9 protein-coding genes are annotated in these 12,616 nt (G+C 72.7%); 4 read left to right on the top strand and 5 right to left on the bottom strand.

Annotation, left to right across the window (positions count from 1 at the left end; genetic code table 11):
* Positions 1 to 76: 76 nt before the first annotated feature.
* From A8711_RS18500 to A8711_RS18490, 3 genes are read right to left on the bottom strand one after another with little or no spacing between them, the layout of a single operon-like run.
* Positions 77 to 2,902, bottom strand: a complete 2,826-nt coding sequence (locus A8711_RS18500; RefSeq protein WP_255365644.1) for a transketolase C-terminal domain-containing protein — start codon at positions 2,900 to 2,902, stop codon at positions 77 to 79.
* Positions 2,903 to 2,953: 51 nt separating this feature from the next.
* Positions 2,954 to 3,436: a MarR family winged helix-turn-helix transcriptional regulator gene (locus A8711_RS18495; protein ID WP_069088920.1), complete on the bottom strand. Its 483-nt coding sequence runs from the start codon at positions 3,434 to 3,436 to the stop codon at positions 2,954 to 2,956.
* Positions 3,437 to 3,493: 57 nt separating this feature from the next.
* The gene (locus tag A8711_RS18490) at positions 3,494 to 3,898 is read right to left on the bottom strand and encodes a secondary thiamine-phosphate synthase enzyme YjbQ (RefSeq protein ID WP_176722832.1); all 405 of its coding nucleotides are present in this window, start codon (positions 3,896 to 3,898) and stop codon (positions 3,494 to 3,496) included.
* A 189-nt stretch (positions 3,899 to 4,087) separates the two neighbouring features.
* Here A8711_RS18490 and aceE point away from each other — a divergent pair, with 189 nt between their 5' ends.
* Positions 4,088 to 6,832, top strand: a complete 2,745-nt coding sequence (aceE, locus tag A8711_RS18485) for a pyruvate dehydrogenase (acetyl-transferring), homodimeric type (protein ID WP_069088918.1) — start codon at positions 4,088 to 4,090, stop codon at positions 6,830 to 6,832.
* A gap of 136 nt (positions 6,833 to 6,968) precedes the next feature.
* On the opposite strand, the gene A8711_RS18480 is transcribed toward aceE, so the two are convergent.
* Positions 6,969 to 7,415 carry an SRPBCC domain-containing protein gene (locus A8711_RS18480; RefSeq protein ID WP_030503643.1) on the bottom strand — a complete coding sequence of 149 codons (447 nt, stop codon included), beginning with the start codon at positions 7,413 to 7,415 and terminating at the stop codon, positions 6,969 to 6,971.
* 201 nt (positions 7,416 to 7,616) lie between these two features.
* On the opposite strand from A8711_RS18480, the gene A8711_RS18475 reads away from it, so the two are divergent.
* From A8711_RS18475 to gltX, 3 genes are all read left to right on the top strand, one after another.
* Entirely contained in the window at positions 7,617 to 8,930 is a 1,314-nt protein-coding gene (locus A8711_RS18475) for a GH1 family beta-glucosidase (protein WP_064448235.1), read from the top strand.
* Positions 8,927 to 10,204, top strand: a complete 1,278-nt coding sequence (locus tag A8711_RS18470; protein ID WP_043329208.1) for an MFS transporter — start codon at positions 8,927 to 8,929, stop codon at positions 10,202 to 10,204. The genes A8711_RS18475 and A8711_RS18470 overlap by 4 nt, the downstream gene beginning before the upstream one ends.
* 105 nt (positions 10,205 to 10,309) lie before the next feature.
* Positions 10,310 to 11,719 carry a glutamate--tRNA ligase gene (gltX, locus tag A8711_RS18465; RefSeq protein ID WP_082931128.1) on the top strand — a complete coding sequence of 470 codons (1,410 nt, stop codon included), beginning with the start codon at positions 10,310 to 10,312 and terminating at the stop codon, positions 11,717 to 11,719.
* A 176-nt stretch (positions 11,720 to 11,895) separates the two neighbouring features.
* On the opposite strand, the gene A8711_RS18460 is transcribed toward gltX, so the two are convergent.
* Positions 11,896 to 12,486: a copper resistance CopC family protein gene (locus tag A8711_RS18460; protein WP_069088917.1), complete on the bottom strand. Its 591-nt coding sequence runs from the start codon at positions 12,484 to 12,486 to the stop codon at positions 11,896 to 11,898.
* Positions 12,487 to 12,616: the final 130 nt, after the last annotated feature.

Here is a 12,616-nt window from a genome sequence, read left to right as displayed (position 1 = left end):
CGTCGGGTGACACCGTCGGGCCCAGTCCACACAGTTGCGGCTCGCCGCGCAAGTGGCGCACCGGGTGGAACGGAATTTACCGTGCCAGCAGCGTACGGGCACCCTGGGTGATGGCTTCCTCGGAGACCAGAACCTGACGAGCGGCCGGACCTAATGGTACAAACGAGTCAAGTCCGGCCACACGGCGCGCGGCGCCGACGTACCCGGTGTCGACGAGCGCGGACACCACGCCCTCGCCCACCCCGCCGGAGCGTCGCGTCTCGTCCACCACCAGCACCCGGCCGGTCGCCGAGGCCTCCCGGATGATGTCGGCCACCGGCAGCGGGGCCAGCCAGCGCAGATCCACCACCCGGCTGCCCACGCCCTCCGCGGCGAGGGTGGCCGCCGCGCGCAGCGACATCCGCACCCCGCTACCGAAGGTGATGATGGTGAGGTCCTCGGCCGAGCCGATCCCGTAGACGCGGGCCCGCCCGATCGGCACGTGCCGGTCCGCCCAGGCGCCCGGCTCGGCGTACTCGGCCGTCCACTCGCCGTCGCCGTCGGCGTAGAGGTCACGGGCGTCATAGAGCGCGGCCGGCTCCAGGAAGACGCAGACGCTGCCGTCCACCCGGGCCGCGGCCAGGCACGTACGCAGCATCGGCGCGGCGTCGTCCGGCCGCGCCGGCACGGCGACCACGAGCCCCGGCACGTCCCGCAGCACCGCCACCGAGTTGTCGTTGCGCGCGTGGCCGCCGAGCCCGTCCTCACCCGCCAGCGCGGCCACCCGCACCACCATCGGGTTGCGGAACGCGCCCCGGGAGAAGAACCGCATGGTGGCCGCCTCGCCGCGCAACTGATCCTCGGCGCTGTGCAGATACGCCAGGTACCGGATCTCCGGCACCGGCAGCATCCCGGCCAGGCCGGCGCCCAGCCCGAGCCCGAGGATCGAGGTCTCGTCCCGTGGCGTGTCGAACACCCGGGCCGCCCCGAACCGGTCCCGCAGCCCCTCGGTCACCCCGTGCGCCCCGCCGCCGGCGGCCACGTCCCGGCCGAACACCGCCATCCGAGGGTGGTCGAGCATGCCGTCGGCGAGCGCCGCGTTGATGCTCTGCGCCAGCGTCAGCGGCCCGGTCAGCTCCGGCGGTTTGCCGCCGAACGCCTCCGCCCGCGCCCCGGCGCCCGGCCCGGCCGCCCGCTCCGCCGCCTCGGCCACCGCCCGGGCCACCCGGACCGGCCGCCGCGGCGCCAGCTCCCGCACGACGTCGACAGCGGACGCCAGTTTCGGCTCGTCCAGCGCCTCCTCGGCGATGCGGCGCAGCTGCCAGCCCCGCTCGTCGTACCGGCTGAGCAGCTCCTCGCCCCCGGCGTACCCGGAGGTGACCAGCAGCCGCGCGGTGGCCAGCAGCGGGTCGCGGGCCGCGTCGCCCTGGCCCATCAGCCGGACCGCGCCCAGGTGCAGCACGGCGGGCCGGCGGTGCCGGCGCACCCAGGCCGCCGCCTCCGCCGCCACCCGGTAGCTCTCGGCCACGTCCGTGCCGTCGGCCGCGAAGTAGCGGATGCCGGGCCGGGACCGCAGCGTCGTCGCCACCCACCCGTCGGCGGAGCGGCCGCTGTCCTCGCACACGAACAGCACCGGGATACGCAGGCCGGTGTGGTCGTACCAGCCGGCGGTGTTGAGCGCGGCGGTGACGGTGGCGTGGTTGACCGAGGCATCGCCGAAGGAGCAGACCACCACGGAGTCCGCGGGCCAGGCCGCCGCCGGCTCTCCGTCCGCGGGCCGGGTGCCCCGGCGCAGCCGCTCCAGCGCCAGCCCCAGACCGACCGCGCGGGGCAGGTGCGAGCCGGCGTTCGCGGCGGTCGGCACGACCGCGAGGTCGGCGCGGCCGAAGAGCTTCTGCCGGCCGCCGGCGGCCGGTTCCTCCACGGACGCGACAATGCCGCGCAGCACGTCGCGCGCCGCCGCCGCGAACGCGTCGTCGGGCGCGGGCTGTGGCAGATCGGGTACGCCGACAGTCGCGCCACCGTCCGCGTCCACCACGATCGAGGCTCCCACGGGAAGGCTGCCCGCCTCGCCGCCCGCCCCCGGCCGTTGGGTGGAACGTTGCTCCTGGGAGGTGGGATTGATGTGCGAATCCTGGCCGGTGCCGCGCTGGGCGGGCAGGTCGTGCGATTCGGGCACGGCGGCCGGCAGGGCCGGGGTGGCCGCCGGGGCCGGGGTGGCCGACGGTTCCGGGATGACAGCAGACGGAGCGGGGGCGACAGCCGAGGAGGCGGGGGTGGCCCGCTGCGCGGAGGATGCGGCCGGCTCGTCGGGCGAGACGCCGCTCGAGGTGCCGGGGACGGCACCGGACGAGCCGTGGACCTCGGCGCGGGCAGCGGTGCCGGGCGAGCCGTCGGCGGCGGGCGAGCCGTCAACGGCGCTGCCGGGCGAGCCGGCGGCAGCCGGCGGAGCAGCACTGGGCGAGCCGGCGGCGGTGCCGGGACCAGCATCGGGCGAGGCGTCCACGGCGGCGTCGGGATCGGCCTCCGGGGCGGGTGTCGGCGGGACGGCCGGCGGCGGGGCGGTGGGGAAGGCGCCGGCGGCCTGGGCGGCGCGCAGGCAGTAGAACGCCCCGGAGCGGTGGTGCAGCAGCGCGGGGTCGGTCGGCCGCAGCGCGGCGGCCACCGCGGCGTTGCCCTCGTGCCCCGCCGACTCGATCGTGTGGTACCCCTCACCGAAGCCGTGCAGCCACTGCCCGGCCAGGTCGAGCAGCCGGCTGGTCACTTGCGCGTCGAACAGGGCCAGCGCTTGCGCCCCGGTCAGCGGCCCGCCGTCGGGCAGTCGCTCGCCCAGGTCGCGCCGCTTCTCGGGCGCCCCGAGCGCGGCCAGTTCGGCCCGGAGCCGGTCGTCGAGATCGTGCGGGGTGGTCACGTCGGACAGCATTACCGACTCGGGCCCGCCGCGCCCAGTCGGACACGTTCCGCCCGGCGTGGCTCAGACCTCGCCGCACTCCTCCGGGCAGCCGCCGTCGGAGACCTTGAAGACGAGTTCACGTAGCGCGGCCAGTTCGGCGGTGCTCAGGTCGTCGAGCAGCCGGGGGTCGGACATGACGTGGGCGACCCGCTCGCGGACCTCCCGGCCGCGCTCGGTGACCACGAGCGCCTTCTGCCGCCGGTCGGCCGGGTCGGTGCGTCGTTCCACCAGCCCGGCCCGCTCCAGCCGGTCGGCCAGGCCGGTGACGTTCGACCTGTCGCAGCCGAGCTGCTCGGCAAGGTCGCGGGCCGGCAGCGGGCGGTCCGGGTCCAGTTGGTGCAGCGCGCGGGCGGCCGCCGGAGTGAGCCCCAGGTCGGCGAACGCCTCGTCCTGGTGGTGGCGCAGCGCGGCGGCGACGTGCAGGATCCGGCGCACGGTGTCCCCGGCCAGGCCCAGCCGGTTACCCGGACCGGGCTGCTCAGCGGAGACAGTGGAGTGCGCCATCAGTCGATTGTACGTGACCAGTCAACAATTGACGTACTCCACTATCTGCGCCGCCGGTCAGCCGGGCAGGAACGAGAAGCGCACCTGGCGGTCGGGGTTGTCGCCGTTGGTGTCGACCAGGCAGATCGACTGCCAGGTGCCGAGCTGGATCCGCCCGTCGAGCACCGGCAGCGTCGCGTACGGCGGCACGAACGCCGGCAGCACGTGGTCGCGTCCGTGCCCGGGCGAGCCGTGCCGGTGCCGCCACCTGTCGTCGGTGGGAAGCAGGTCGTCCAGGGCCCGCAGCAGGTCGTCGTCGGATCCGGCGCCGGTCTCGATGATCGCCAGCCCGGCGGTGGCGTGCGGGACGAAGACGTGCAGCAGGCCGTCGCCGGCGCCGGACACGAACCGCTCGGCCTCGCTCGTGATGTCCCGGACGGTCGGCCGGGAGCCGGTCCGGACGGTGATCACCTGACTGCGCATACGGCGCATTCTGCCGCAGTGCCCGGTTCCCCGCCCCGCCCGCCGATAGCGCATCCGGTGATCGCGCAAAGTTACTGATGGGTACCTGTGTTCAGCGTCGCGTCTGAGGGTGGGAGAGGTGACGGCACGCGCCACCAGGGGGCAGGATGGCGCTAGAGACCTATCCCACACGAAACCGAGGGAACGCCTGTGGCTACGGAACGCAAGCGCCCGGTGATCACCGCTGGTCTGCCGAGCCAGCTTCCGGACATCGACCCTGAAGAGACCAGCGAATGGGTCGAGTCACTCGACGGTGTCATCGACGAGCGCGGGACAAAGCGAGCCCGGTACGTCATGCTGCGCCTGCTGGAGCGGGCCCGCGAGCGGCAGGTCGGGGTGCCGTCCCTGACCACCACCGACTACATCAACACGATCCCGCCGGAGCGCGAACCGTGGTTCCCGGGTGACGAGCACGTCGAGCGGCGGCTGCGGGCGTACATCAGGTGGAACGCCGCGATGCTGGTGCACCGGGCGCAGCGCCCGGAGATCGGCGTCGGGGGCCACATCTCCACGTTCGCCAGCTCCGCGTCGCTCTACGAGGTGGGCTTCAACCACTTCTTCCGGGGCAAGAACCACCCGGGCGGCGGCGACCAGATCTTCTACCAGGGCCACGCCTCCCCCGGCATGTACGCGCGGGCGTTCCTGGAGGGCCGGCTCAGCGAGAACCAGCTCGACGGGTTCCGGCAGGAGCTGTCGCACCCCGGTGGCGGGCTGCCGTCGTACCCGCACCCGCGGCTGATGCCGGACTTCTGGGAGTTCCCGACCGTCTCCATGGGTCTCGGGCCGCTGAACGCCATCTACCAGGCGCGGTTCAACCGCTACCTGCAGCACCGGGGCATCAAGGACACCTCCCAGCAGCACGTCTGGGCGTTCCTCGGCGACGGCGAGATGGACGAGGTCGAGTCGCTCGGCGCGATCGGCGTGGCCGCCCGCGAGGAGCTGGACAACCTCACCTTCGTGATCAACTGCAACCTGCAGCGCCTGGACGGACCGGTCCGCGGCAACGGCAAGATCATGCAGGAGCTGGAGGCGTTCTTCCGGGGCGCCGGCTGGAACGTCATCAAGGTCGTCTGGGGCCGGGAGTGGGACCCGCTGCTCGCCGCGGACACCGACGGCGCGCTGGTCAACCTGATGAACACCACGCCCGACGGCGACTACCAGACCTACAAGGCGGAGTCCGGGGCGTACGTGCGGGAGCACTTCTTCGGCCGCGACCCGCGGACCCGCAAGATGGTCGAGCACCTGTCCGACGACGAGATCTGGAACCTCAAGCGGGGTGGCCACGACTACCGCAAGCTCTACGCGGCCTACAAGGCGGCGATGGAGCACACCGGCCAGCCGACGGTGATCCTCGCCAAGACGATCAAGGGCTGGACGCTCGGCTCGCACTTCGAGGGCCGCAACGCCACGCACCAGATGAAGAAGCTGACGCTGGAGGACCTGAAGCTCTTCCGCGACCGCCTCTACCTGGACATCCCGGACAAGCAGCTGGAGGAGAACCCGTACCTCCCGCCGTACTACACGCCGGGCGAGAAGTCGGACGAGATCACCTACCTGAAGGACCGGCGTCAGCAGCTCGGCGGCTACCTGCCCACGCGCAGCACCGCCCGCAAGACGCTGGCCATCCCGGGCAGCGAGCGGTTCTCCGACGTCAAGCGCGGGTCGGGCAAGCAGAAGGTCGCCACCACGATGGCGTTCGTCCGCCTGCTCAAGGACATCATGAAGGACAAGGAGTTCGGCAAGCGCTGGGTGCCGATCATCCCGGACGAGGCCCGTACGTTCGGTATGGACTCGCTGTTCCCGACGCAGAAGATCTACTCGCCGCACGGCCAGCGCTACACCGCGGTCGACCGGGACCTGTTCCTGTCCTACAAGGAGTCGACCACCGGCCAGATCCTGCACGAGGGGATCAACGAGGYCGGTTCGGTGGCCTCGTTCACCGCCGCCGGCACGGCGTACGCGACGCACGGCGAGCCGATGATCCCGCTGTACATCTTCTACTCGATGTTCGGCTTCCAGCGCACCGGCGACGGGTTCTGGGCGGCGGCGGACCAGATGGCGCGGGGCTTCGTGCTCGGCGCGACCGCCGGCCGGACCACGCTCAACGGTGAGGGCCTGCAGCACGAGGACGGCCACTCGCTGCTGCTCGCCGCCACCAACCCGGCGGTGGTCTCCTACGACGCGGCGTTCGCCTTCGAGCTGGCGCACATCGTGGAGAACGGCCTGCACCGGATGTACGGCGAGGCGCAGGAGAACATCTTCTACTACCTCACCGTCTACAACGAGCCGATCTTCCAGCCGGCCGAGCCGGAGGGCGTGGACGTCGAGGGCATCGTCAAGGGCATCCACCGCTACTCCCCCGCGCCGCAGGTCGGCGACGACGCGCCGAAGGCGAACATCCTCGCCTCCGGCACCGGCATGCAGTGGGCGCTCAAGGCCCAGCAGCTGCTCGCCGAGGACTGGGGCGTGGCCGCCGACGTGTGGTCGGTGACGTCCTGGACCGAGCTGCGCCGCGACGCGGTCCAGTGCGAGGAGCACAACCTGCTCAACCCGGGCGAGGAGCCGCGGGTGCCGTACATCGCGCGGAAGCTGGCCGACGCCGACGGGCCGAAGGTCGCGGTCAGCGACTGGATGCGCGCGGTACCGGACCTGATCGCCCGCTGGGTACCCGGCGACTACACCTCGCTCGGCACCGACGGGTTCGGCATGTCGGACACCCGGCACGCGCTGCGCCGCCACTTCCACGTGGACGCCGAGTCGGTGGCGGTGGCCACGCTGCGCCAGCTCGCGCTGCGCGGTGTGGTGCCGGCGCACGTGCCGGCCGACGCGGCCCGCAAGTACGCGCTGGACGACGTCAACGCCGCCCCGGTCGGCGAGACCGGCGGCGACAGCTGAAAGGAAGGGCCCCTTCTTAACGCCTCCGGTAGAGGAGGGGCCCCTTCTTAACAACCTCGGGTAGAACGACGGCCCGGCGTCCCTGGCGGGAACGCCGGGCCGTCACCATCGCGGGCGACGCCGGGACTGGGCTCGGTCAGCCGACGGCGGCCAGGTCGGTCAGCCGGGCCAGCGAGTCCTCCAGGTCGGCGCCGACCCGGCGCAGGCCGAGCCGGAGCAGGGCCGCCTTGACGGGTCCGGCGGGCCACCGCACGACGATCAGCCGTACGACGGTGCCGCCGGCCTCCTCGTCCGGGGTCAGCTGGACGTAGATCTCGGTGCGCGCCTCGGCTCGGGCGCCGGCACCCTTCGCGCGTTCGCGCCAGCCGATCAGGGTCGGCTCCTGGAAGGCGATCACCTCGGCCTCGTGCGCGGCGCCGCGTCCGGCCTGGACCAGCTGCCGCCGCCCGAATCCCTCCCCGGACAGGACCTCGGCCGCGCGGACTCCCGCCAGCCAGGCCGGCAGCTGCTCGGCGCGCTGCACCACGTCCCAGACCACATCCACCGGCGCCGCCACGTGCGCGCTTCGTTCCACGAGGATCATGAGTATCTTTCCCCCACTTAAATCACATCCGCGATATTTGGCACTCTATGTGTAAATCGGACTTAAGCGGACGGGTTCGGAAAAGACACGCCGAACTCCCTTGCGCCACCCAGTCATCTCGGCCTATGGCGCGGCGGTCCGCCGAGCCCTAGAGTCGCGAGCACGCTTCATGTCTTGGAGGGTGCCTTGACGACCGCGCCGATGCCCGAGTTCCCCGCCGGCTTCCGCTGGGGGGTCTCCACCTCCGCGTACCAGATCGAGGGCGCGACCACTGCCGACGGTCGCGGTCCGTCCATCTGGGACACGTTCGCGCACGAGCCGGGCCGGGTCGCCGACGCCAGCACCGGCGACCGGGCCTGCGACCACTTCCACAGGTACGCCGAGGACACCGCGCTGCTGGCCGGGCTGGGGGTGTCCGCGTACCGGTTCTCGCTCGCCTGGCCCCGGATCCAGCCGGACGGCACGGGCCCGGCCAATGCCGCCGGGCTGGACTTCTACGACCGGCTGGTGGACGGCCTGCTCGCCGCCGGGGTGGACCCGGTCGCCACGCTGTTCCACTGGGACCTGCCGCAGCCGCTGGAGGACGCCGGCGGCTGGCTGAACCGGGACACCGCCGCGCGCTTCGCCGAGTACGCCGACCTGGCCGCCGCCCGGCTCGGCGACCGGGTGAAGCTCTGGATCACGCTCAACGAGCCGTTCATCCACATGAGCATGGGCTACGGCATGGGCGTGCACGCCCCCGGCCGGATGCTGCTGTTCGACGCCTTCCCGGTGGCCCACCACCAGCTTCTCGGGCACGGTCTCGCGGTCTCCGCGCTGCGCGCCCGCACCACGTCCCCGGTGGCGATCGCCAACAACTACTCCCCGGTGCGGGTCGCCGGCGACACCGACGCGGACCGGGCCGCCGCCGCGGCGTACGACGCGCTGCACAACCTCCTGTTCACCGATCCGCTGCTCGGGCGCGGCTACCCGGACGCTCCCGGCCTCGACCCGGCGGTGATCCGGGACGGCGACCTGGACGTGCTGGCCGCGCCGATCGACGTGCTGGGGGTCAACTACTACAACCCGACCGCCATCCGGGCGCCCGAGGCGGGCTCGCCGCTGCCGTTCGACATCGTGCCGCTGGAGGGCTACCCGCGTACCGCGTTCGACTGGCCGGTGGCGCCGGACGGCCTGCGCGACCTGCTGCTCCAACTGCACCGGCGGTACGGCGACGCGCTGCCGCCGATCCAGATCACCGAGAGCGGCTGCGCGTACGACGACGCGCCGGACGCCGACGGCCGGGTGCACGACCCGGAGCGGATCGCGTACCTGGACGGGCACGTCCGCGCGGTGCGCGGGGCGATGGCCGAGGGCGTGCCGGTGACCGGGTACTTCGTCTGGTCGCTGCTGGACAACTGGGAGTGGGCCGAGGGCTTCACCAAGCGGTTCGGCCTGGTGCACGTCGACTTCGACACGCAGCGGCGGACGCCGAAGTCGTCGTACGCCTGGTTCCGGGACCTGGTCCGGCGGTGACCACAGTGAACCCGACGCCGGCCTCGCTGCCGGCGGCGCTCGCCGAACCGACGGTGCCGGTACGGCGGAGCTGGATCGCGCTGATCTTCGCGGCCAACCTGGGCGTCTGGATGGCGTTCTTCACCCCGATCCAGGTGCTGTTGCCGCAGCAGGTGGAACGGATCGCGCCGGCCGACAAGGAGGCGATGCTGGCAGTGGTCACCGGCATCGGCGCGCTCGCCGCGGTGCTGGCGAACCCGCTCGCCGGCGCGCTGTCCGACCGCACCTCGCTGCGGCTGGCCAACCGCCACTTCGGCCGCCGGCACGTCTGGACCGCGTTCGGCGCGGTGATCGGCGCGCTCGCCCTGGTGCTGCTGGCCCGGCAGAACACGATCGCCGGGGTGGCGGTGGCCTGGGTGGCCGCGCAGGTCTGCTTCAACGCAATGCTGGCCAGCCTCACCGCGGCGATCCCCGATCGGGTGCCGGTGGCGCAGCGTGGCGGCGTGTCCGGCTGGGTGGGCATTCCGCAGGCGCTGGGCCTGGTGCTGGGCGCGGTGCTGGTGACGGCCGTGGTGACCGGCAACGCCGCCGGGTACGCCGCGATCGCGCTCGCCGTGCTGCTGCTGTCGCTGCCGTTCGCGCTGCTGACCCAGGACGACCACCTGCCCCGGGAGCACCGCTCGCCGCTGCGGCTGCGCTCGCTGTTCTCCTCGATGTGGATCAGCCCGCGCCGCCACCCCGACTTCGCCTGGGCGTGGTTCACCAGGTTCCTGGTGCAGACCGGCAACGCGCTGGGCACGCTCTACCTGCTCTACTTCCTCACCGACGGGGTACGGGTGGCCGACCCCGAGGGCTCGCTGCTGATCCTGATCCTGCTCTACACGGTCGGCATGATGCTGACCGCTGTGGTCGCCGGGCGCATGTCCGACCGCTCCGGCCGGCGCAAGGTCTTCGTGATCGCCTCCGGGCTGATCATGGCGGTGGCGGCGACGCTACTGGCGGTGGCACCCACCTGGCCGATGGCGATCGTCGCGGCGCTGCTGCTCGGCGCCGGGTACGGCGTCTACCTGTCGGTGGACGCCGCGCTGATCACGCAGGTGCTGCCCGCCGCCACCGACCGGGCCAAGGACCTCGGCGTGATCAACATTGCCAACTCGGCGCCGCAGGTGCTCGGTCCGGCGCTGTCCGCACCGATCGTCGTGCACCTCGGCGGCTACCCGACGCTGTACGCGGTGACCGCGGCGGTCACGCTGCTCGGCAGCGCCCTGGTCGTGAAGATCCGCTCCGTGCCGTGACGCCCGCCGGCTGCCGCGCTTGTTAAGAAGGGGCCCCTTCACCTCCGGAGGCGTTAAGAAGGGGCCCTTCCTTTCTCGGTGGYGGCCCGCCGTAGGCTGGGGGACGTGACGGTACGTGTACGCTTCGCCCCCTCCCCGACCGGTATGTTCCACGTCGGCGGCGCCCGCTCGGCGCTGCAGAACTGGATCTTCGCCAAGCAGCAGGGCGGGGTGTTCGTGCTGCGCATCGAGGACACCGACGCGGCCCGCAACAAGCCCGAGTGGACCGAGGGCATCCTGTCCGCGCTGGAGTGGATAGGCATCGCGCGGGGCAGCTACGAGGGTCCGTACTTCCAGTCCTCGTACGCCGGTGAGCACCGGGCCGCCGCGCAGCGGCTGTACGAGGGCGGCCGGGCCTACTACTGCGACTGCACCCGTGAGGACGTGCAGGCGCGTACCGGGCCGCAGCAGCGCGGCTACGACGGCTTCTGCCGCGACCGCGGCCTGGGACCGGGCGAGGGCCGGGCGCTGCGCTTCCGTACGCCGGACGAGGGCGAGACCGTGGTGGTCGACCTGGTGCGCGGCGAGCCGACGTTCGAGAACAAGCTGATCGAGGACTTCGTCATCGCCCGCGGCGACGGCTCCCCGGTGTTCCTGCTGGCCAACGTCGTGGACGACATGTCGATGGGGATCACCCACGTGATCCGGGCCGAGGAGCACCTGCCGAACACCCCGAAGCAGCAGCTGCTGTGGGACGCGCTCGGGGTCAAGCCGCCGATCTGGGCGCACGTGCCGGTGGTGGTGAACGAGAAGCGGCAGAAGCTGTCCAAGCGGCGGGACAAGGTCGCGCTGGAGGCGTACCGGGACGAGGGCTACCTCGCCGACGCGATGCGCAACTACCTGATGCTGCTGGGCTGGGCGCCGTCGGGCGACCGGGAGATCGTGCCCTGGTCGGTGATCGAGGAGGAGTTCCGGCTGGACGAGGTCAACCCGTCCCCGGCGTTCTTCGACGAGAAGAAGCTGCGCGCGTTCAACGGCGACTACATCCGGGCGCTGCCGGTGGAGGACTTCGTCGCCGCCTGCCAGCCGTGGCTCACCGGCACCGACACCATCGCCCCGCCGCCGTGGCAGCCCGAGGAGTTCGACCCGGCCGCGTTCGCGGCGGTGGCTCCGCTGGCGCAGACCCGGATCGCGGTGCTCAGCGAGATCGTGCCGAACGTCGACTTCCTCTTCCTGGCGGACCCGCTGATCGACGAGGCGGCGTGGGCGAAGGCGATGAAGGAGGGCGCGGCCGACCTGCTGGACGCGGCGATCGTCGCGTTCGAGGCGCTGGAGTCCTGGGACGCCGAGTCGCTCAAGGCCACGCTGGAGGCGGTCGGCGCGGAGCGCGGGCTGAAGCTCGGCAAGGCGCAGGCGCCGGTACGGGTCGCGGTCACCGGCCGCACCGTCGGGCTGCCGCTGTTCGAGTCGCTGGAGGTGCTCGGCCGCGACCGTACGCTGACCCGGCTGCGCGCCGCCCGCGTACGCCTGGTCTGAGCGGCAGGCCCGCCGACGGCCCGGGCGTGTCGTGGCCGGGAGAAGGTGACCCTGTCGAGCGATATGCCTCTGAGTCATGATTATGACTCAGAGGCATATGCGTTTTCGGCGATCGTTGCGCCGGCCGCGTCACGCGGAGTGTTCCCCGCGAGCCGGCTCCCGCTGACCGGCCGGCGTCAGCGGCGGGCGGCCCGGCGGCGCAGCAGCAGCCCGCCGCCCAGAGCGGCCAGCACCACCACCGCGCCGGCCGCCCACAGCCAGCCCGTACCCCCGTCGTCGTCCGCCTCGGCGGCGGCCGGGGTCGGGCTCGGCGCCGCGCTGGTAGGCGCGGCGGGCGCGGCACTCGTGGGCGGCGCGCTCGCCGACGGCGCCTCGGCGGGGGTGCCGGTGGTCAGGGTGAACCGGATCTCCCCCTTGATCGGATGGCCGTCGTCGGAGGCCAGCCGGTAGGTGACGATGTAGAGCCCGGCCGCGCCCGGCCGGAACGGCACGGTCACCCGCTTGCCGGAGAAGGTCGGCGCGCCGCCGGCAGCGGCCACGTTGTCCGGCCCGGTGACGGTGACCTCGGTCGTGGCTTCCTTCGGCGTGGCCAGGAACCGCAGCTCGATCCGCTCCGGCGCGGCGGCCAGCCGGGCCCCGTCGCGCGGATCGCTGCCGGTCAGCGAGTTGTGCGCGGCGGCCGGCGCGGCCGGCAGCAGCGCGAACGCCGCCACCACCCCGAGCACCACCAGCCAGGTACGCGCCGTACGGGCGACCCTGCCCCCCATGGTTCCCTCCGTCCGGGTAAGATCCGGCCGATGATCATCGACCGCTCGTTGGTCGGTCTCAGCTCGCAAATAGTTCCAAATACTCTTCCACCTGCTGCAACCGAGCGCCGTTCTGCGGAGTCTTTGTGGT

The organism is Micromonospora sp. II, assembly GCF_001709195.1.
Taxonomy (GTDB): domain Bacteria; phylum Actinomycetota; class Actinomycetes; order Mycobacteriales; family Micromonosporaceae; genus Micromonospora; species Micromonospora chalcea.
The sequence above is the reverse complement of the archived record's forward strand: the minus strand, read 5'-3'. Positions and strand labels throughout refer to the sequence as shown.